General features: G+C 68.8%; 18 protein-coding genes and 5 pseudogenes. 14 read left to right on the top strand and 9 right to left on the bottom strand.

Translation table 11 applies throughout. The annotated features are described in order from the left end of the window. Window positions 1-57 precede the first annotated feature (57 nt). Window positions 58-906 carry a class I SAM-dependent methyltransferase gene (locus ACFXKG_RS20980; RefSeq protein ID WP_384841157.1) on the bottom strand — a complete coding sequence of 283 codons (849 nt, stop codon included), beginning with the start codon at window positions 904-906 and terminating at the stop codon, window positions 58-60. Between the two features lie 149 nt (window positions 907-1,055). Here ACFXKG_RS20980 and ACFXKG_RS20985 point away from each other — a divergent pair, with 149 nt between their 5' ends. From ACFXKG_RS20985 to ACFXKG_RS21000, 4 genes and pseudogenes are all read left to right on the top strand, one after another. Continuing rightward, window positions 1,056-1,640 (top strand): TetR/AcrR family transcriptional regulator, encoded by a 585-nt coding sequence (locus ACFXKG_RS20985; protein WP_384840966.1) that lies wholly within the window; start codon window positions 1,056-1,058, stop codon window positions 1,638-1,640. A 113-nt stretch (window positions 1,641-1,753) separates the two neighbouring features. After that, window positions 1,754-2,294 (top strand): annotated as a pseudogene (locus ACFXKG_RS20990) (winged helix-turn-helix domain-containing protein). A 14-nt stretch (window positions 2,295-2,308) separates the two neighbouring features. Continuing rightward, on the top strand, window positions 2,309-2,872 hold the full coding sequence (locus ACFXKG_RS20995; protein ID WP_384840969.1) for an SMI1/KNR4 family protein: 564 nt from the start codon (window positions 2,309-2,311) through the stop codon (window positions 2,870-2,872). Then, window positions 2,850-2,948, top strand: a pseudogene (locus tag ACFXKG_RS21000) (IS5/IS1182 family transposase); the annotation flags it as partial. The gene ACFXKG_RS20995 and the pseudogene ACFXKG_RS21000, both read left to right, overlap by 23 nt. Before the next feature lie 73 nt (window positions 2,949-3,021). Here the strand turns inward: ACFXKG_RS21000 and ACFXKG_RS21005 are convergent. Continuing rightward, on the bottom strand, window positions 3,022-3,549 hold the full coding sequence (locus tag ACFXKG_RS21005; RefSeq protein WP_384840973.1) for a GNAT family N-acetyltransferase: 528 nt from the start codon (window positions 3,547-3,549) through the stop codon (window positions 3,022-3,024). Window positions 3,550-3,646: 97 nt separating this feature from the next. Between ACFXKG_RS21005 and ACFXKG_RS21010 the strand changes: the two genes are divergently transcribed. The 3 genes from ACFXKG_RS21010 to ACFXKG_RS21020 all read left to right on the top strand — a co-directional run bounded on the left by ACFXKG_RS21010 (window position 3,647) and on the right by ACFXKG_RS21020 (window position 6,618). Further along, complete coding sequence (locus ACFXKG_RS21010; RefSeq protein ID WP_384840976.1) at window positions 3,647-3,892, top strand: hypothetical protein; 246 nt, start codon at window positions 3,647-3,649, stop codon at window positions 3,890-3,892. A gap of 384 nt (window positions 3,893-4,276) precedes the next feature. Next, the gene (locus ACFXKG_RS21015) at window positions 4,277-5,320 is read left to right on the top strand and encodes a cupin domain-containing protein (RefSeq protein WP_384840979.1); all 1,044 of its coding nucleotides are present in this window, start codon (window positions 4,277-4,279) and stop codon (window positions 5,318-5,320) included. A 50-nt stretch (window positions 5,321-5,370) separates the two neighbouring features. Next, entirely contained in the window at window positions 5,371-6,618 is a 1,248-nt protein-coding gene (locus ACFXKG_RS21020; protein ID WP_384840982.1) for an Nramp family divalent metal transporter, read from the top strand. Between the two features lie 622 nt (window positions 6,619-7,240). Here ACFXKG_RS21020 and ACFXKG_RS21025 read toward each other — a convergent pair. From ACFXKG_RS21025 to ACFXKG_RS21035, 3 genes are all read right to left on the bottom strand, one after another. Then, complete coding sequence (locus ACFXKG_RS21025) at window positions 7,241-7,756, bottom strand: hypothetical protein (RefSeq protein ID WP_384840985.1); 516 nt, start codon at window positions 7,754-7,756, stop codon at window positions 7,241-7,243. A gap of 42 nt (window positions 7,757-7,798) precedes the next feature. Beyond that, window positions 7,799-9,190, bottom strand: a complete 1,392-nt coding sequence (locus tag ACFXKG_RS21030; RefSeq protein WP_384840988.1) for a Mucin-2 — start codon at window positions 9,188-9,190, stop codon at window positions 7,799-7,801. Between the two features lie 180 nt (window positions 9,191-9,370). Next, window positions 9,371-9,886, bottom strand: coding sequence for a hypothetical protein (locus tag ACFXKG_RS21035; protein ID WP_384840991.1), 516 nt, complete (start codon window positions 9,884-9,886; stop codon window positions 9,371-9,373). A 118-nt stretch (window positions 9,887-10,004) separates the two neighbouring features. Between ACFXKG_RS21035 and ACFXKG_RS21040 the strand changes: the two genes are divergently transcribed. Both ACFXKG_RS21040 and ACFXKG_RS21045 read left to right on the top strand, forming a co-directional pair. Beyond that, complete coding sequence (locus ACFXKG_RS21040; RefSeq protein WP_384840994.1) at window positions 10,005-10,247, top strand: hypothetical protein; 243 nt, start codon at window positions 10,005-10,007, stop codon at window positions 10,245-10,247. A 276-nt stretch (window positions 10,248-10,523) separates the two neighbouring features. Continuing rightward, a pseudogene (locus ACFXKG_RS21045) lies at window positions 10,524-11,345 on the top strand (IS5 family transposase); the annotation flags it as partial. 548 nt (window positions 11,346-11,893) lie between these two features. On the opposite strand, the pseudogene ACFXKG_RS21050 reads toward ACFXKG_RS21045, so the two are convergent. After that, a pseudogene (locus tag ACFXKG_RS21050) lies at window positions 11,894-12,031 on the bottom strand (transcriptional regulator); the annotation flags it as partial. A gap of 86 nt (window positions 12,032-12,117) precedes the next feature. On the opposite strand from ACFXKG_RS21050, the gene ACFXKG_RS21055 reads away from it, so the two are divergent. The 3 genes from ACFXKG_RS21055 (at window position 12,118) to ACFXKG_RS21065 (ending at window position 16,324) form a co-directional block, all read left to right on the top strand. After that, a complete protein-coding gene (locus tag ACFXKG_RS21055) occupies window positions 12,118-13,125 on the top strand; it encodes an NAD(P)/FAD-dependent oxidoreductase (protein ID WP_384840997.1) in 1,008 nt (335 codons plus the stop codon). Between the two features lie 124 nt (window positions 13,126-13,249). After that, window positions 13,250-14,848: an MFS transporter gene (locus tag ACFXKG_RS21060; RefSeq protein WP_384841000.1), complete on the top strand. Its 1,599-nt coding sequence runs from the start codon at window positions 13,250-13,252 to the stop codon at window positions 14,846-14,848. Window positions 14,849-15,583: 735 nt separating this feature from the next. Further along, window positions 15,584-16,324 carry a hypothetical protein gene (locus ACFXKG_RS21065; RefSeq protein ID WP_384841003.1) on the top strand — a complete coding sequence of 247 codons (741 nt, stop codon included), beginning with the start codon at window positions 15,584-15,586 and terminating at the stop codon, window positions 16,322-16,324. 631 nt (window positions 16,325-16,955) lie between these two features. On the opposite strand, the gene ACFXKG_RS21070 is transcribed toward ACFXKG_RS21065, so the two are convergent. The 3 genes and pseudogenes from ACFXKG_RS21070 to ACFXKG_RS21080 form a co-directional block, all read right to left on the bottom strand. Continuing rightward, complete coding sequence (locus tag ACFXKG_RS21070; RefSeq protein ID WP_384841007.1) at window positions 16,956-17,591, bottom strand: AraC family transcriptional regulator; 636 nt, start codon at window positions 17,589-17,591, stop codon at window positions 16,956-16,958. A 214-nt stretch (window positions 17,592-17,805) separates the two neighbouring features. Continuing rightward, window positions 17,806-18,312 carry a hypothetical protein gene (locus tag ACFXKG_RS21075; RefSeq protein WP_384841010.1) on the bottom strand — a complete coding sequence of 169 codons (507 nt, stop codon included), beginning with the start codon at window positions 18,310-18,312 and terminating at the stop codon, window positions 17,806-17,808. Between the two features lie 293 nt (window positions 18,313-18,605). Then, window positions 18,606-18,770, bottom strand: a pseudogene (locus ACFXKG_RS21080) (helicase associated domain-containing protein); the annotation flags it as partial. 239 nt (window positions 18,771-19,009) lie between these two features. Here ACFXKG_RS21080 and ACFXKG_RS21085 point away from each other — a divergent pair. Both ACFXKG_RS21085 and ACFXKG_RS21090 read left to right on the top strand, forming a co-directional pair. Further along, the gene (locus ACFXKG_RS21085; RefSeq protein ID WP_384841013.1) at window positions 19,010-19,483 is read left to right on the top strand and encodes a hypothetical protein; all 474 of its coding nucleotides are present in this window, start codon (window positions 19,010-19,012) and stop codon (window positions 19,481-19,483) included. A 200-nt stretch (window positions 19,484-19,683) separates the two neighbouring features. Then, window positions 19,684-19,893: a hypothetical protein gene (locus tag ACFXKG_RS21090; RefSeq protein WP_384841016.1), complete on the top strand. Its 210-nt coding sequence runs from the start codon at window positions 19,684-19,686 to the stop codon at window positions 19,891-19,893. Window positions 19,894-19,971: the final 78 nt, after the last annotated feature.

The raw sequence follows: 19,971 nt of genomic DNA on the forward strand, positions 1-19,971 counted from the left end.
TCCGGCCATCTGGTCGGACACCGGACACTCCCACCGGGCTCGGCCGCGCCCCCTCACTCAGGCCGGGCGGTCCGCCGTGACCAGCCATGACGTGCTGCGCAGCCGGACCGTGCCGTCCGTTGCCTCGTGAGTGCGCACATGGTCCTCCAGGGTCCGGCGGGCGCGGAGCCGCGTCGCCGCGTCGACCTGCTCCATCAGGTGGCGGCCAGGGCCCGTGCGCAGCAGGAACTCCGCCGCGTCCTCTGCGTCGCGCCCCCACGTCCCGTACGCCTGTGCCTGGTTGATGGCGATGCCTGAGAATCCAGCCGTCGCGAGGACATGGCGGACCCGGTCCGGGAGGGCCAGCGAGAACATGCCGGGCAGTCCCGGCCGCCCGAAGTCGCCGACCGGCAGCAGGTCGCGCAGGGATTCCATCGCCCCGACCCAGCCGTTGAGCGCGGCATCGGCCGGGCAGACGAACGCCAGGCGCCCGCCGGGCCGCAGCGCCCGGCCGATGTTGCTGAACGCCGCGACAGGGTCAGCGAAGAACATCACTCCATAACGGCTGAGCACGGTGTCGAACGTGCCTGTCCCGAAGGGATACGTTTGGGCGTCTCCCTGCTCGAAGACGGCATTGGGGATGCCCTCGCGCTCCGCGCGGGTGCGTGCCTCGTCCAGCATCGGGCCGGACAGGTCAAGGCCCAGCGCACGCCCTCGGGGAGCCCTGAGCGCGGCGAGCCGCGTCGTCTGCCCGGTACCGCAGCCGATGTCGAGGAGCTGGTGGTCCCCGGCGACCCCGGAGGCGTCGAGCAGCGACTCGTTAAAACCTTCGTTCACGGCGTTCCAGCGGTCCTGGTTGCGGGCCCAGTGAGTTCCTTCGGGGCCGTTCCACGCTTGCGCCTGCTCGGTGTTGACGACGTTCGGCACGGGTGCCTCCTGATACGGGCGACGAAGAATGGGCATCTGCCCATACGGTATGGGCAGATGCCCAAACTCGCAATCCTCGCTAAGATCCGCTTGATCAACGGAGGGGACGCACCCACCGACAACGGCAGCAGTAGGTACGGGAGAGGCCCATGGCACCGCGCGGAGTGGCGACACCGGACGTACGCGAGCGGCTGTTCGACGCTGCGGAGCGGGTCCTTGCGAAGGACGGGCCCGGCGCGCTGACCAGCCGGGCGATCACTACCGAGGCGGGCTGCGCCAAGGGGCTGCTGCACACACACTTCGCCGGGCTCGACGAGTTCGTGGCCGAACTCTGCCTTGACCGGTTCGCACGTACAGCCGCGAAGGCACAAGCACTCTTGGGGCTCGCCGGGCAGGGCTCGGTGACAGCGAACCTCAACGCCGTCGTCCTCGTGCTGCTCAGCTCCGGCGGCCCGGCCATCTCGGGCCTCGCCATGACCCGCCCCGCCGCCGCCCTGCGTATCCGCGAGGCCCTGAAAGCCGGAGCGCCCGGCTTCACCACAATCCAGGAGGCCATCACCTGCTACCTGGAAGCCGAGCACCGACTCGACCGATTGGCGGACACCGTCACCCCGTCCATCGCGGCCCTCGCCATCGTCGGGACCGCTCACCATCTCCTGATGACCAGTTGGCCGGGCTCACCCGATCCGCGGACCCAGATGGCCCCCCTCGTGGCCGCACTGGTGGGAGGCTAAGCAATCTCCGCTGCTGCTCAGGCGACTTGACGTACTCACCTCACGCCCGCTGACCTTGAAGGTGGGTTGTCGTTGGGGTCGGCTGTTGTTGATCGTCGCGGTACGCCGGTTGTATGAGGTATCCGCAAGGTGGGGGTCTGACGGCGGAGAGGCAAGCATTCCGCGAGCGGGTCCGGATGGAAGCAGCCGGGATGTTCGCTGCCGGGCGGGGCAGTACGGAGATCGGGAAGGGGTTACGGGGCAGCGTCCGGTCCGGCCAGCGGTGGCGGCGGGCCTGGCGGGAGGCCGGCCAGGACGCCGTTCGTCCCCACGGCCCGGCGTCCCGTCCGAAACTGAGCGAGGCACTGTTCACCGTGCTGGAGGAGGAGCTGGCCAAAGGGCCCGGCCGCTCACGGCCGGCCGGATCAACCATGGACCCTGGCCCGCTTCAAGACACTGACCGGCCGACGGTTCCACAAGAGCATGACGCTGTCAGGCAACTCGCAGATGCTGCGGCGGCACGGCTGGCGTCATCAGGTTCCGGCCCGTCGGGCCGTGGAGCGCGACGAGGCGGCCGTGGCCGCCCGGGTGAAGGAGGCGTGGCCGCACCTGGAACCACCGCGGCGGCACTCGGGGCCCGGACTCTCGTCGAGGCAGAGCATGCCGAAGCCGTAGGCGAGCATGTCTCCGTGGACAACTTTGAGCAGTTGGTTGAACAGGTCGCGGCCAAGGCTGCCGAGGGAGAGCGACTGCAGCCCCCGGTCTCAGCGCAGGCTCTGGACCAGGCAGAGCAGAGGCTCGGCTTCCGTCTGCACCCACTTCTTGCCGCGCTGTACTCGAAGGTGGGCAACGGCGGGTTCGGCCCGATGGACTCGTTGCTGCCTCTGTCAGGTGGTCCGAATCCGGATGGTGAGAAGGCAGCGGTCGAGAGCTATCTGGGGCGGATCCCGGCTGCGGATGCGGACACCTGGTGGTCATGGCCCAAGGGCGTCCTGCCGGTCCTGGACTGGGGATGTGCCATGTTCGCGTGCGTCGACTGCCTGAGCGAGGAGGGAACGGTTCTCCTCTTCGAGCCGAACGCGATCAGCGGGCAGGACCTGTCCCGGGCATGGTTCGTGGATGCCGGCAGCCTCGCAGAGTGGCTTGAGACCTGGATGGCCGGTCAGGGATGGTACGAGGAGGATGCCGTGGACCAAGGCTTCGACATGGCCAGGTGGCCCGAAGCCTCCGTTGTACGCCGACCGGGGCTATGACTTCGACAAGTACCGCCGCCTGCCGCAGAATCGCGGCATCAAACCCGTGATCGCCGGACGCGGTGTAGCCCACGGCCGGGCTTGCTCGAACTGGCCCGCAGCCTTTATATGCCGCCGACCGCCTGCGGACTTCCTTGTGTAGCGATCAGTCAGTCGCCCAGTACCCGCTCCCACAGCAGCCCGTCCCGCCAGCTCCCGTCGAGAAAGATCGAGGAGTGCGCGACGCCGTACGGGCTGAACCCGTTGCGGCGCAGAACCCGTTGCGACGGCAGATTCTCCAGATTGGTGGAGGCCTCGGCGCGGTGCAACCCGAGGTCGTCCGCCATCACCCGGAGTACAAGCCCGACGGCGCGCCCGGCGTGCCCTTGATTCTGCGCGACACTGGCGACCCAGTAACCGACGGAACCGCGGCGAAGGTGTGGCTGCGGCAGGATGCCTCCGATGGTGACCTGTCCGATCACCTGGTCGTCGGTGACTACTACGCCCGGCCAGACCGTGCCGGCCCGGTATCCGGCCAGCAAGCTGTCGATCCGCTCCGCCTGGCCCTCCGGAGTGAAGAAGTCGGCCGGCTGGGCTGGTTCCCACGGCCGGAAAGCCTCGAAGTCCCGCACTCTGTGCGCGGCGATCGGGGCGGCATCGGCGGGCTTTATCAGACGGATCCTCGTGCTGTTGTGCATGGGCTGGTCCTCGTCGCGGTCGTCGGATGGGACCGGCCAGACTATGCGAGCCGCAAGAGCCGATACTTGTCCGAGGCGTGGCTCCAGATCAAGTCCGATGTCCTGGGAGTGCCCGTTCTGCGCCCCCGCGTGGGCCGTGGCGCCGCCTCAAGGAGCCTCCTACCTGGCCGGCCTGGCTGTGGGCGTCCATGACCCGGACGCGCTGCGGCATTTCGCCGCCGACATCGAGCAGCGGTTCACCCCTGAATCCGAGGTGCGCGCGAGCTACGAACGCCGATGTGAGCGCTTCGCCCGGGTCAGAGACCTGGACCGGGCACGGAACGACGAGGCGCCACACCCGTAACTGCAGGTAAGACAGCCATCGCCGAACAACCGACACCCGAGGATCACTGAATGTCCGAGACACCATTCGCTACCAAGCCTCTGGAAAGGCCGCAGCGTCTCGCCGCCCATCCCACCCTCACGAACTACACCGGCGGCAATACCTTGAGAAGGGCCCGGAGGCGCTGCGCCTGGACCGGTTGCGGGCGCTCACCGACGTGTCCCCGTGCGTGGAGCGCGAGGACAAGACGGTGGCCGCGTTCGGCTGCTGCCTGCACGGCGGCAGGAACGGATCCGTTTCGTGTCACCCTGATGCCTCTCACGACTGTCTGCTGTTCCTGGCCTGTGCGAAATTCGGTTTGGGCCTCGGTAAAGGGTTCCTTCCGGCTGACGAGTGAGGAGTGCGATGCCGACGACAAGCTCGCCGTATTGGGTGTCCCTCACCGAGACCGAAGCGGCGTTCCGGAGCGACCTCGGCAGTGTCCAGGTCGTCGACGGGAAGAACCTGCCCATCCTCAGCCGGCTGTCCATCAAGCGTGTGGTCCTCGCGCCCGGGGCGATTCGTGAACCGCAGTGGAATGTCAACGCGAACCAGTTGGCATATGTGGTCAGCGGCGAGGTGCTGGTCTCTTTGCTGGCCGATGAGGGAGAGTTCGCCTCCTTCGTGGTCGGCGAAGGGCAGATGTACCACGTGGAGTCCGGTGCGGTGTACCACATCGAGAACCTGGGCTCCGCGGATGCGGAAATCATCATCGCTCTGCGGAACGAGCGCCCCCAGCACTTCTCGCTGCGCGACAGCCTGTCGGCCATGACCAACCCGGTGCTCGGCAACACCTACGACCTGCCGAGTACGGCGTTCACCGCTTTCGAGCGGGCCCCGGCGGAGCAGATCTTCGCCCGTCGGGGCGGCGGCACGGTCGATCCCACCCAGAGACTGCCGAACGCCCGTCTCTTCGACGTACAGGGCCAGCACGCCCCTCTCTCGTATGCGTACGGTTCGGCGAGCCTGGCGCGCAAGCAGTTCTGGGCGGCTCTCGACGACATCTCGATGTATTCCCTGCGGATCAGGGAGGACGGGATGCGGGCGCCTCACTGGCATCCGGTCACCGCCGAGATGGGCTACGTGGCCAAGGGGCGGGCACGCATGCGCGTACTGGCACCCGACGTCACCCTCGGCGAGTACGAACTCGGTCCGGGCGATGTGTACTTCGTGCCGCGCGCCTATCCGCACCACATCGAGGTCCTGGACGAGGGAGGCTTCCACTTCCTCATCTTCTTCGACCAGCCCATGCCCGGCGACATCGGCTACCGGGCGACCGCGACGGCGTTCTCCCGTGAGGTGCTGGCCGGTACCTTCGGCATCCCGGAGCGTGAACTGCCCCGGTTCCCCTTCACCCCCCGGGACCCGCTCATCGTCGCCCGGCACAATCCCATCGGCGCCACCGAATGACACCGGTGACCGTCGAACCCGCTTCGCCCCGGCCCAGGGTGTAGGACCCGGTGCGAGCGCGAGGGCCGGTGCGGACGACCACCGTCGGGACCTCTGCGGCGCAGCGCCCCGAAGGCCGGGCCGCGGTTGCCGCCTCCCGGCGCATCGGTCCGGCCTTCGTGGCGGCCGTCGCCTACGTCGACCCGGGAAACGTCGTCACCAATGTGGCCGCGGGCGCCGGTCATGGCACAACCCTGCTCTGGGTCGTCGTGCTGGCGACGCTGGTGGCCGGGCCGGTGCAGTACCTCGCCGCGAAACTCGGCGCGACGACGGGGAAGAGCCTGCCCGAGCTGATCGCCGACCGGTGCAGCCGGCCGGTCCGGGTGGCCTATTGGTACCAGGCCGAAGCCGTGTCCATCGCCACCGACCTCGCCGAAGTGCTCGGCGCCGCGATCGCGCTGCACCTGCTCCTCGGCATCCCCCTGCCGATCGGCGGAGTGATCGCCGCCGCCGCGGGCGCCGCCCTGCTGGCCGCGGGCGACCGCTTCGGACAACGTTTCCTCCAGAATGTCGCGGTCGTCTCCCTCGCCCTCATCGCGGGCGCCTTCCTCTTCTGCCTGCTCGCCCGTCCGCCCGGTCTCCACGAGCTGGGCACGGGACTGATTCCCTCGCTGGAAGGCGACGACGCCCTGTTCCTCGCCGCCGGCATCGTCGGGGCCACGATCATGCCGCACGCGGTGCACGTCCACAGTGCACTCGCCCGGGACCACCCTCGGCTGTCCGCTCACCGGATCGACGTGGCGCTGGCCATGCTCGTCGCCGGGACGACCAACGCGGTCATGCTCCTCGTCGGCGCCGGAGCCCTGCGCGGATCCACCGGCGACGACTTCGGCGCCATCGCCGACGACCTGGCCACCCGCATCGGCTCCGCTGCCCAGTTGGCATTCCTTGTCGCGCTGCTCGTCAGCGGTGTGACATCCACCGCGGTGGGGACTCAGGCAGGCGCCGTCGTGACCAGCGGGCTCCTCCGCCGCGGCATCCCACTCTGGGCACGGCGCTGCGCGACCGTTCTTCCCGCCGTCGTCCTGCTCGCCCTCGATGTCTCCCCGGTCACCCTGCTCATCACCAGCCAGGTCGTCCTGGCTGTCGGCCTTCCCCTGGTCCTCGTCCCCCTGGTCGCCGCCACCTCCTCCCCACACCTCATGGGCACGGCGGCGAACACCCGCACACTGGCGGTTGCCATGGCGGTGGCGACAACAGCGGTGATCTGCATGGACGTGTCGCTGCTCGCGCAACTCCTGCTGAGCGCGGTGAACTGACCGAGGGACAAGTGGCTTCTGCTACATCCAGTGGAGCAGAATTGCTCCGGTTTTGTTGCAAGCTTTCCGTTTTCTTGAGAAACCCATCGCTGCGCACCGGGATCGGCAACCGCTTCCCGCGCTGTGGTGTGGATCTGGTTCGTCCATACGAGACCTGATGGGAGAGCCTTAACATCGGGGCATGGATGTGGGAGAAGGTTCTGCGGCGACCCTGGTGGATGTCGTGGGGCGGGCGGGTCGCGAAACCAGGGCACGATGTTCGGCGTGTGGTCGTCATCGACCGTGGCCTTCAGCGCCGCCGTTACCTCGGGCGTATCCCTCTCGGGGAAGCCGCGCTGTCGGCCGCGCCGCAGGACCCGGCCGGACGGAGTGAACAGGGAGAGCTGTCGGTGCTCTACCGGCGCCGGCGGCGGCAGAGGCCGCACCGCCGGTTCGGGTTGCCACCGCGATGACTTTGAGCGGGAGCTGGGCAGCGGAGGCCCGCGTCGTCGCGGGTCGTCCGCCCCGGTGTGACCGACTTTGGCCGGTCGCACCGGGGACGGACAACGGCGCCTGCCGAGGACGCTTCAAATCCTCAGGTTCAGTGTTGAGCGTTTCGTCGATCTTGTGGATCAGCAGTCGTTCACCATGACTCGTGGTACAGGCGGATGAGCCCGTCGATAGAGCCCAGGCAGGCCAGCAAGGTGGGGACCGGGACCGGGGTGGTGGTCAGCAAGAGCACCTGGATCGCGGGGTGTTCAGGGGCGTAGAAGTCGTCTTCACCGGCATCGCCGGGAATCAGGTTGGGCTGGATCTCGATCTGTCCGTCGGGGCTGTCGGCAACGTGATAGATACCCCGGTAGTCGCTCTCGCGCTCGGTGAAGACAAGGCTGAGGCAGTCACTGATGAGCCGGACCAGCTCGCTGGCGGTGTGGGTGTTGGTGCCGTACGTGTGGTGGTCGGTCATGGTGGACAGACCATATGCCGCGAGGCCGGCGGTGCGTCCGGCGAGATGGCCGCGTTCAACGAGGGTTCCGGCCCGGACGAGGGCGACGAGCTGGGGTCGGCCGGAGCCCTCAGGCACGGCCCTGTGTGATTGGTCGAGGTCGATGTCACCTTGGGGTGTCCGGTCGATCAGGGCCTTCGTGCCCGGTGCCACCGGACGAGCCGTGGGGCAGGGCGGGGCGGTTGTGCTCAGTGGTCAGGCAGGAACGCCGGCCCGGTCCAGGACGGTGGCCATCTCGTCCTCGGGGAGGGCCGGGTTGGCACCCGCGCTGGCGGCCAGCCCAGGGACATGAAGTGCCTCGCGGAGCCGGCGGAGCGGGAGGCGAGGGTCGCCGGTCGCTGCCTGGCGTGTCCAGAGCGTGGGGTCGTGGCTGAGCCGTTCGATCAGCGCGGGTGTGGCGGCCGGGTCCCGGACGGCCAGCCGGCGGTAGTTGCCGTCCGGGTGGTCTGCGTAACGTGCGGCGAGACCCTCGCGGGGGAAACGGGGGTGCGTCTCGGCCATCCAGGCGGAGAACGTGCCGGCGAGGCGTGCGTACACACGCATCAGGACCTCCTCCGGGGTATCGGGGTGGTGCATGCCCAGGAGGTCTTCCACCAGCGGGTCCTCGGTGCGCGCGAGCAGGCGCAGGAGGTCGGGCGGCAGGTGGGGGCTCTGCGCGGCGGTGCGGCGGAGCAGCGGGTGTGCGGAGGTCACGGCCTGTCGCAGCACTTCGGGGTCGGCGAGTCCGTCCCGTACCCACTCCACGTTCCCCTTGGCGAAGGCCCCCACCGTGAAGTCGATCGTCATGCGTCGTGTTTCGTCCAGCTCCGGTCTGAGAGAGACCGCGAGCCGTACGGCCGCGTCGGGGTCGACGGCGAGCCGCTCCACGAGGTCGGTGGGCAGCGACGGGTTCTCGGCGAGAGCGGCCAGGTGCGTCTGCTCGGCGACGCACCGCTCGGCATCAGCGCGGTGGAGGAGCCCATGTCGCAGCGCCTCGGCGGCGGACCTCGGATCGCGGAGGAATTCGGCGGTGACGCGTGCGTCGCGCCGGCACTCCCGCAGCGCAGCGGCCCGCCGTACCTCGGGGTCGGGGTCGGCAAGGAGTGCGGACCGCTCGCCCGGCGGCAGCGTCCTCCATGCGTGCGCCGCGCGCCGGCGCGCGGCCGGATAGCGGTGTGTGGCCAGCGAGGCCACGAACGACGGCGTCAGGTGGGGTGAATCCAGCAGGGCCGCCCGTACGGAAGGGTCGGGGTCGTCGAGCAGGCGGGCGCACACGTTGTCCGGCAGCGGCGCGAACGTCGTACGTGGGTCGCGCCACTCGGGTCCGTACGCGAGAGCGGCCCGCACTTTGGGGGAGGGGTCATCCACGAGCCGGGCCCGCTGCGCGGGCTCGGCCCTGGTGCTCGTCGCGAGGTCGATCCGAGCGCCGGGGTACGGGTGAGCCAGGATCACCGCGACGGCGGCCTCGGGAAGTCCAGCCCGCTGGAGGGCGTGCCGGGGCGGACCGTCCCCGCCGCCGTCAAAGGCGAGTAAGCGCAGTAGCAACGGTGTCGGCAGCGCCGGGTTGCGGGCGACTCCGTCCAACGCGGACGCGTGGAACGCGACCATGGTCCCCCTCCGGGGCATTTGTCGGTCCTGGTGGGCGACTGGCGGGGTATATGCCCTTTTCCTGCCATGGCATCGGGCAGTGACGTAACTGCGTGATTCTTGAAGCGTCTTCACCGCGACCGACCGGTATGCAGTCAGACTGAAGGCGAGGAGGCTCGGGTGGAGCTGATGGTCATGTCCTCAGCTGTAGCTGTCGGGGTGGTCTTGCATCCAGACGTTGATCCGGTCGCGGACACCGATCAGCTGTGTACGGTGCCTTTCCAGGTTCTCCGTGGAGGTGTTGCCGTCGAGCGTCGTGCGGAGGTCCGCGATCCACGCGATGGGCTCGGGGAAGTGGCCTGGGCCTTTCGGGTCCGCCTTCATCGCCGCATCGAGACCCGTCACTTCTTCGTGGACTCTCCCCAGGAAGTACGCGCAGTCTCCCGAGCCTGGTGTGCACGTGTCGTTGAGCGTGGCCTGGAGCCCGGCGAAGGCATCACGGACCAGTTCCGACCCCGGAGATGCCGCAGGGGTCGGGGTGACGGCGACGTTGTCCTGCACCGTGGAGTCCGCCGGCGCCGGGGCGGACGAGGAACGGGCGGTCTCCCGCGTCCCGACACCTCCAGAGGTGTCGTCCGCGCCCGCGGAACAGGACAGCAGACAGGCCGCGGTTACCGCGGTGAAGATCGCTGTACGCCGGACACGCCGAATCTGCATGAGGCCCCCCTCGTAGTGATCACAGTAACTCTACTGCGGGCAGCGGAGCCAGGTCCTGCCGTGCGCCGCCGACGTCCTCCTGGCGCTCACCCCGACCACGTCCCCCTCCAAGGTCCAGGTGACCGTCGCGGAACGGGACTTCGGCACCATCGGCTCGGCCTACCTCCAGCCCGACCTCCTCCACGCCCGCTTCACCGACGCCCCCAAGAACCGTGCGGCGGGACTCGTGGACGCAGCACTTCCCTACGTGTCCGGCACCCAGAAGGGACTGCCTGCCGCCGCCACCCACGTCCTGTCCGCCCTGCGAACCGCGGTGGCCAACGACGACGATCCAGCCGTGGAAGACCTCGCAGGCCCCTGATCTCCGCCTTCAACACCGTGACCCGTCTGCCGGACACCGCTGAAGGACACCGTCTGGCCACGGCACTGAGCGCCTACCACCCCGCGCTGCGGGCCTACTGCCCCGCGCTCAACGGCGACACCGCCGCCTCGGGCACCACCGAGCAGACGCCCGCCGGCCCCTTCTCCACAGGGCCCTCCCCGGCGGCGGAGCCCGCCGGGCGGGCTCCGGACGACGGTGACGAGGACGAAGTACCTCTAGCGCGTGTTTCTTTGAGGGGTGGTCAGTTGGTCGGATGTGTCTCTCCGATTAGTGATCACCGATGTGATGTGGAACCGGATCGCGCCGCTGATGCGAGCCGATCCGGTCCGCGGGCGACGATGGGCCGACCACCGCCGCACCCTTGAGGCCATCGCCTGGAAGTACCGCACCCACTCGCCCTGGCGGGATCTCCCCGAGGAACTCGGCTCGTTCCATACCGCCCACAAGCGGCTGATCAGATGGGCCGGTCGACGGCACCTGGGAGATGGTCTTCGCTGCTGTCCTGGCAGCAGCGGACGCAGACGACGACATCGACTGGACCGTGTCGGTGGGCTCCACCGTCGTCCGGGCTCACCAGCACGCCGCCGGAGTTCGTAAAAGGGGGCGGCCCGCTCTGACGAACTCAATGACCACGCGCTCGGACGCTCCCGCGGCGGGCCGAGCACTAAGGTTCACCTGGCCGCGGACGGCGGTGCACGGCCTCAGTCCTTCACAGTCACCGCAGGTCAGGCCGGTGACGCACCCGCCTTCGAGACGGTGATGTCTCGCATCCGCGTACCCCGAAGCGGCGTGGGCAGGCCACGCACCCGGCCCCTGGTTGTCCTGGCCGACCGCGCGTACTCCTCCCGCGCCATTCGCAACTACCTCCGGCGCCGGGGCATCCGCGCGGTCATCCCGCAGCCCTCCGACCAGATCGGCCACCGCCGACGGCGGGGCCGCCGAGGCGGCCGCCCACCCGGCTTCGACGCCGAGGCCTACAAGCAGCGCAACACCGTCGAACGATGCATCAACCGCCTCAGCGGTGGCGAGGCCTGGCCACGCGAACGGGCAAGCTCGCGATCGCCTACGAGGCCGCACACGCCGTAGGAACCGTTGGCGCCGCCGACCATCCCGTTGAGGCCGCCGGGGAAGTCCAGCGTGGCGCCGGAGGGGACTTCGGTGGTGCCGTCGACCGTCCGGCCACTGACGCGCACGCCGTCCTCGGCCTTGGCCGTCACGGCCAGCGTGCCGGTGTCGGTGATGGTCCATGTGCCGGGCAGTCCGGCCAGGGTGTGCGGGTTCTGGCAGTTGATCCTGGCCTTTGCGATTTCTCTTCACCGCGCCGTGGGGCACGGCAGTTGGCGCCACGCGAGGGGTGCGCGGGCATGGTTGTCCAACCCGACGACGCGCACGGCGGTGGCGCGGCGAGGGGTTGCGTAAGAGGCAAGTAATCGGGTGCGCAGTGCGCGCCTGGTCCGAGACGCCGCGGACGCAGGCCTTCTCAGGGTGTGCTCGTGCGCTGGGGGCATGACATCAACGTAAGCACCCCATGCGCCTACCACACGACTCCTTGCGGGATGCGCAAGCGGGTGGCTTGATGTGCTGCCCGCCGCGCAAGATCACCCCTCATGTGGCGGCGGAATTCCGATCCGGCTCGGTGAGGACTGGCCGAGGTTGGCGCGGGTGGCCGGTTCCTCCAGGGGGCAACCCTGTACGACGCGCAGAGCGCGGACCCGATTGCGTACGAGGCTGCCCAGCGCCCCATCTTCTTGCGTACTAAGCAACTCCTTATGCCTCTGCTGCAATATGTGTCTAACGTCGCATACAGCTGGTCCAGCACGAGGGGCCACGTAAGACGAAAGGGCGCGACATGTCTGCGCAGACTTCCCGCTACGAGAGCGACACCCTGCCCGCCGAGACGGTGGACGTGGTGGTGATCGGCGGCGGTGCCGCGGGCCTGAACGGCGCGCTCATGCTCGCACGCTCGCGCCGGTCGGTCGTCGTGGTCGACAGCGGCACCCCGCGCAACGCACCCGCCGCGGCGATGCACGGCTTCATCGTTCTGGACGGCACCCCGCCGTCCGAGATCCTCAAACGCGGACGCCGACAGGTCCGCGCATACGGCGGGCAGATCGTCTTCGGTGAAGTCGCCTCCGCCGAGCCCGCTGAACCGGTCGAGGGTGATCTGCGGTTCACCGTCACCCTCGCCGACGGCCGCGGTGTGACCGCGCGCCGCGTCCTGGTGGCCACCGGCCTGCGCGACGTACTGCCCGAGGTGCCGGGCCTGGCCGAGCACTGGGGCCGCGGCGTCGTGCACTGCCCCTACTGCCACGGCTGGGAAGTGCGCGACGAGCCCATCGGCATCCTCGCCACCAGCCCCGCTTCCGTCCACCACGCACTGCTGTTCCGTCAGCTGACCGACGACCTAGTGTACTTCACCCATGGCACCGATCTGGACGAGGACGCGCGCGCCCGGTTCGTCGCCCGCAACATCCGCATCGTCGAGACCGGGGTGCAGGAAGTCGTCGGGAAGGACGGCGCCCTGGCCGGTCTGTGCCTGGTGGACGGCACCTTCGTCGCCCGGCGTGTGATCGCGGTGGCCACGCGGTTGCAGGCCCGTACCGAGGGCCTGGACGGGCTGAAGCTGCTGATGGAGGACCTGCCCGACGACATGGGCCGCCGTTTCGCCTCCGCCATGGCCGGCACCACCGACGTCCCCGGCGTGTGGGTGGCGGGCAACGCCACCGACCCGACCGCCCAGTTCGGCGCCTCCGCAGCGGCCGGCGCCCTGGCCGGCTCCCGTATCAACGCCCTGCTGGCCACCGCCGATACCGACGCGGCCCTCGCCGCCGCTCAGGCCGCGAACACCCCCGCCTGACCCTCGGCCCCATCCACGCGGACCGCAGCCGGCGGTCCGCGCGACGCGTCCCCTGTTCCACCCCCCTTCGGCGACCCGGCCCTGTCCCGGCGCTGATTCTGCATGCCCCTTTCGAGAGGAAAACATGAGTAGCAACCAGCCTCCACGAGCGGCGGCCACGCCGGCAATCGGCGAGGGCGCGCCGGATGCGCGTCAGCTGCGCGCGATCCTGATCAGCGTGTCGATCGCGCTGATGGCCGTCATCGCGTCGGTGTCCGGCCTGAACGTCGCCCAGACCCACATGGCCGTCGAGTGGGGCGCCTCGCAGACCACTGTCCTGTGGATCATCAATGTTTACACCCTTGCCCTGGCCGCCCTGCTGCTGCCGCTCGGCGCGATCGGTGACCGATGGGGCCGCAAGCCCATGCTGATCACCGGACTGATCATCTTCGGCGCGGCCAGTGTCGTCGCCGGGCTCGCCCCGTCGGCCGCAGTGATGATCGGCGCCCGTGTGGCCGCGGGCATCAGCGCCGCGATGATCATGCCGATCACACTGGCCGTCATCACCTCCACGTTCCCGGAGGAGGAACGGGGCAAGGCAATCGGTGTATGGACCGGCGTCGCCGGAGGCGGCGGCATCCTGGGCATGTTCCTCTCCGCGCTCCTCGTGGACGTCGCGGACTGGCGGTGGCTGTTCGTGCTGCCCGTGGTACTGGCCGTCGTCGCGCTGACCATGACCCTGAAGTCGGTGCCCAACTCCCGCGAACACTCCACCCATTCCTTCGACACCATCGGCGCGGTGGTGTCCACCATCGCCGTGATCGGTCTCATTTTCGTCCTGCAGGAAGGTCCCGAGCGCGGCTGGACCGACCCCGTCTCCATGACCGGCCTGGCCGTCGGCGTCGTCGCCGCCATCGCCTTCGTGGCCTGGGAGCTGCACCGCCGCGACGCATCCCTGCTGGACGTACGCCTCTTCCGTGAGCGCGGCCTGGCCGGCGGCTCCATCACACTGCTCGTCGTCTTCGGTGTCCAGGCCGGTATCGCCGTGGTGCTCTTCCCGTTCTTCCAGGCCGTGCTGGGCTGGTCGGGCCTGCTGTCCACCGTGGCGATGATGCCCATGGCCGTCATGATGATGATGACGTCCGGCCTGGCCCCCCGGATGGCCGCCAAGACCGGCGCCCGCTCCACCATGACCGTGGGCATCGCCCTGGCCACCCTCGGCCTCGCGCTGATGGCGCTGTTCGTCTCCGTCGACGGCGGCTACCTGTCCATCCTCGCCGGCATGCTCGCCATAGGCACCGACATGGGCCTGTCGATGACACCCTCCACCGAGGCCATCACCAGCTCCCTGCCCCGCGCCGAGCAGGGCGTTGCCTCGGCTCTCAACGACGTCACCCGAGAATTCGGCACCGCCCTGGGCGTCGCGATGCTCGGCGCGCTCCTGGCCAACGGCTACCGCAGCGCCATCGACGACAAGCTCGGCGGCATCCCCCAGGGGGCCGCGGACACCGCACGCGAAGGCATGGCCAACGCCGTCGAGGTGGCCCCGAGCACCGGCAGCCACGCCCAGGCCCTGATCCACACCGCGCAGCAGTCCTTCGTCGACGGCTGGCAGCAGGCCATGTGGGCAGGCACCGCCGTCATGGGCATGCTGCTCATCTACATCGCTCTTCGCGGGCCGAAGGGCTCCGACCTCGCCGTCGCGGACGAGCCGGAGACTGACGAGGCCGTCGCCGTCGGGTGACCGCGTGACAACCGGGCGGATCATCCGTCAGACGTCAGGCATCGTGATACCGCGATGCCTGACACCCCAGCTCAGCAGCGCACGTCGCAACGAGGACGCCCATGCCGGACGAGTTCCTGGACACCTTCGTCACCGGACTGCACGTGGAGATCGAGGGCGAGAGCGCCGGAGACCCCGATGGCTGGGCAGGTCACCGCAGTTGAGCGACTCCGATCTGGTGTGCCCAGCGCCGGCGCAGGCTCTGCCGGGCTTCGCCTCAGGGCCCGCTGGCTGCGGTTCGCCCGTACCCACCTTGCGTCGTGGACTCGACACCAGTGAGTCCGCCCGCGCCGGCTGATCGAAATCAGGGCCACGAAGTCCCCGGTCATGCAGCTCTCTCGACACGGGAGGCGAGCAGGCGGAGGCAGTGCAGCATCGCATCAAGCACGGAACCATCCGCTACTACCGGGTCCTTGGCGAGTCGCCGGAATCGCACCCGGTGTCCACGCCCTCAGCCTGCGCCACACGTTTCTCCATGACCTGCCAACGAGCGAGACGGGCTGACGCATCGTTCTGATCGAGCGGTGGGCGGCCGCACGCCAGGATGGCGCACCGCCGCCCTCGTCCAGCCCGGCCGGCTTCGCAGGGGGTTTCCCGAGCGCGCGTGCCTGCCCGTAGTCTTGTGGGGTGAACCCCGGAATACCACCGCTTGGCGACTCAAAAGCTTCCGTATCTCGTCGGGCGTGGTGGCGGCGGGTGTGGGGAATCGGTTCGCTGCTCGGCGCCCTGGTTCCGTTGCTCGCGGTAGCCGGTTTCGCGGCGTCGGTACCCGAGGCTGTCGGGACGGTCCGCGCTTTCCGCTCGGCCGACAGGTGCACGGACGGGAGTTCACGGACCGACTGCCTCCACTCGAAGAGCGCCACCGTCCGGAGCACGGAGCGGACAGGCGGCAAGAGCCCGAAGTACGAGGTGCGACTCGACGGTCCGGCGGGGGTCCCGGACGAGGTGGACCTTGGGGCGGACGAGCCACTCTTCAAGCGGCTGAAGCCGGGTGACGAGGTCGCCGTCACAATGTGGCGCGACTACGCCACCGCCCTGAGCCGTGACGGCATCACACAGCAGTCCGGGGACAGCCCGGAGAGCGAGCCCGAGTGGCAGGCGGGACTGGCCGCGGTCTCCTTGACCCTCGCCTGCTACCTGCTCTACCTGGGAGTTGTACTGCTCGCCCGCGCCCGGAGGATAGCCGAGCACGGACCGCCGTACGGCTTCTGGTTCTTCGGCATGTGCACGTTGTGGGCAGTCATCGCCGTAGTTCCGGCGGGCATCGCGGGTGCCTTCGCCTCGATCGGCCCGGGCCACGAGGACCGGGGATGGCTCGTCCTGGTGGCAGTCTGGGCAGCGCTACTGCCCGGCGTGTACGTCGGAGTGCAATGGCACGGACGCAGACGACGACGCACCGCACGGGCGAAGCGCCTGTACGGCCCTCGGCCGACCTGACCCGAAAAGTCCCCCATCCGTGCGCACTGAGCAGTAGACACATCGTCAAGGAACAGTGGATTCCCTGTCATGGACGGCCCATCGGTGACACGGCATTCTGATGGCGTATTCAGCCGTAAAGACAACCTCTTCTTGAACGGGGAGAAATGATCAGAATCAAGACCGTGATCCAGTGCTCCTTGACCTTATGCCTGGCGGCCTCCGCTCTCGCAATTACCGAAGGCACCGCCAATGCCGCCCCCATCTGGTCCTCCTCCTGCTCAGCGACCGGAGTCGCCGGTCGGGGAACAACGGCACCATCCTGACTCGATGGCCGTGGCGGCACCACTACGACGGGAACGGGACGTCCGCGACGTGGCAGACAACGGCCCAGAACGGCGCGTACGGCATCGGTGCGGCCGGGGTTGAGGCAGCCGTCTTCGAAGGAAATCAACTGCTCAGAATGTGCCAGGACTGGGCCAACTAAAAGCGAGGGAGCACCTGCTCCTCTCCCTTTCGGGAGGCAGAAAGAGGACTGGCCCCCGCCCGGGCGGGTGAGGGCCAGTCCTGCCTTACGGCTACGGCGCTTTACTCATCTTCCGGGGTCAGCGAGATGCCTCCTGGCGGAATCCACTGCTCTTTGACGGTGCGTCTACTGCTCGGCGCTGAGAGCTCGGTGTCGGTAGTCGCGGGGAGGGACACCGTAGGCGGCGTGGAAGGCGCGGCTGAAGACGGCGTGCTGGGTAAATCCCCAACCGGTGCCGATGCGGTGGACGGGGACGGCACGGAGTGCGGGGTCGGCGAGGTCGCGACGGGCCGCCTCCAGGCGCTGGTGGCGGATCCATGCGGAGACCGTCGTGCCGCGGTCGTGGGCTTGGAAGACTCGGTGGAGGTAGCTGACGGAGATATGGTGCGCGGCGGCGCTGTCGATCGCGTGGCAGTCATAGGGCTGCGAGGTATCGACGATCTGCAGGTCGCCGGGGCCGCATGCGCCCTCCATGCCGGCCTGGGCAAGGCGCTTGGTCCCCCGCAGCATGAAGGTGAGGTTGTAACCCTCCGGATCCGACTGCCCAATCAGCCTGGGAGTCCGCTGATGACGCACCGGTCTCATGGCCGCCGGCCACACGCATGTGGTACCGAGCTGAAGAAATCGCATCTCCGCCCGGTAGTCCCCGACGTAGTCGCTGCTCAGGTCCATGGGCGCGTGCAAGTTCACCATGCGCTCACGCCAGCAGTCGAACCTGTCCGCCACATGCACGTCAGAAGTGCTGAATACCGTCTCGATCACCCAGACCACCCCCTGATGCAAAAACGACCGCACCGCGCAGATTGGTTCCGCGCAGACCGAGTTCAAGCGCCGCCGGCATGCGCTGGTGACGGTTCAGGATTTGGAAGCCCGCTCTGATGTGTCGTAGGTCCCGGTCAACTGGCCGCAGGACGCATGACCGACCGGAGGCCCCCAGTCTTGCCAGCTCGGGCTCGTCGTTGACGACGATGCCGGCTCAAATCGCGGCCATGGTGCCTTCGTGCGGTGCGGGGACGAGGAACTTGTCCGGAGCGGTCAAGGCCCACGTGCAGCGCTGCGCCGCCGCCAGGGCGTCCTGTGCGTCCAGTGCCACGGTCGGGGACGCCGGGGCGGGGGAGGCCGGCTGCTGAAGCTGGGAGACCAGCAGGGCGCTGGCGGCGGCGCGCCCGCGCTGAGCGGTGGCGGTGGTGTCGGCGATGCACAGCGGGTAGTTGGCGACGTTGAGGACCCCGGCGAACCAGCCGTTCTCGAACCGCGGCTCGGATCCGTGCGGTGCGTTGCTCTCGGAGATCCGGGTGTGGGCGCCGGCCATCGTCCCGGCCTCCAGCTTCGAGACGATGTCGTCGGCCTGCTCGTGTCCGATGCCGACGGCGGCCAGGGCCTGGAAGACCGTGAGCCGTGCCGCCGTGGCCTCGTGCTGGTGGTGGCTGATGCGGGCCGGCTCCTGGCCGTACGCATCCGCGTCGTGCTGCTCGGTGCTCACGTGGTGCCTCCCTTGTATGCCTGGGCGCGGTGGGCAACCCAGTCCGGATCGTGTACGGGCGCCGGAGCCCGTGTGGTGGTGGCCGGCGCGCATGATGCGCCAGCTGGTGCGCGGCGCGATGACGACGTGGACCAGGACGACGAAGGCCTGCCGCCCAGCGCCGCCCCGGATCCACGCCCCCGGCCAATCGGACCTGGCCGACCGCCCGGTCGCCCCAGGCAACGCCACGGGCGCGGCCGTCCAAGCAGATGAGCCGGCCGTGAGCGTGGCGGCCGCGGTGACGACGATGCCCGTCACGTCCACCGCATCCCGGTCGCGGAGAGCTGCTCCGTCCGTTCCGGGGTCAGTGTCGCGGCCCGGCTCCGCTGGTTGCCCATCCACGCACCGAGTCGGTACTGGAGCTCCCGGCCGTCTTCGGAGAGCACGGTCTCGACATGCTTGCGGGGCGCCCGGAGGCGGCCCGCACGCTCGTAATTCGCTGGTCAGGACGGTAGAGGTGTTCATAGGGGTGAAGTTGTCGGATTCTGCCGTAAAACACCCGCTGTGCGGTAGTAGCGTCGTAGTGCTGTACCGACGCTGGCACCCTCAGGTGGGTGCTGGAGCTGGGGGCGGCGACGCGAGCGGGGAACGATGGTTCTTTTTTGCCGCGCGCGGCTCCGTACGACGGTGAGTACGTGGGTTGTGGACTCGTTACTCGATGAACCTGGGAGTGGTTGCCATGGTGGGATTGAAGGACACATCGAAGATGAAGAGCCGTACGAGGAAGGTCGGCGCGGCGTTGACCGCGGTCGCGGCGGTCGCCGGGGGGATGGTCTTCGCGGCGGCACCCGCCACGGCCGTAGCCGCCGGCAGCAACTTCTCGGTTGAGTACACTGCGAGCTACTACAAAGGCACGGCCACCTTTTCCAACCGGACGGTCGACGTCAAGGGATCGTTCAAGGCCACCGGGTGTCGGCGGGTCTACGCGCGGGCGTTTGCAGGCAGCACCACACTGGACTTCAAGAGCACCAGCACTTGGTGCAACACATCCGGGCCGGCGAATTTTTCCCTTGACGCGAACGTCGCCGGTGGGGCCGACAACATCTGGGTCTACATGACCGACGAGAATCAGAAAATCCTCGACGGACAGACCTGCTACCGCTCCGGCTCCTGCGTCGACGGCCTGCGCTAGTGTCGGGGCTGGGTTCGCTTCCTGGAGGACGAGATGCCCTCAGGCCTTCCGCTCCACAAGGGACCCCAGCCCCGGGGACGGGGATATGCCGACGCCGAAGGCGCCCCGATAGCGTGTCAGCCCCTACCGGCACCGGTCCGGCGGCGGTCCTGAACCGATGAACCGGCCGTGCTTGAATGCTCCACGCCCTACGGTGCCCCATGCCGAACAAAAACACCGTCGTGGAACTGACCGCGCGAGCCGAGTACGACACCGACTGGCACGTCTACATCGACGCCCCCGACCGCGGTCCGTTGGGCTACTGCACCGGCGTCGGCCCCGACGAGCCCTTCGACGGCGAGGCCGCCACCCAAGTTCTGCAGAAGAACGGCTGGCGGCGTGATCTCCAGGCGGGCGAAGCATCTCGCTGAAGGTGAGTGACGAACAGGCGGTCGTTACCACAAGGACTGCTGGACACCTGTTATCCGTTCGGCACTGGGCTGAGTCCG

Source organism: Streptomyces sp. NPDC059255, from assembly GCF_042752355.1.
Lineage (GTDB): Bacteria > Actinomycetota > Actinomycetes > Streptomycetales > Streptomycetaceae > Streptomyces.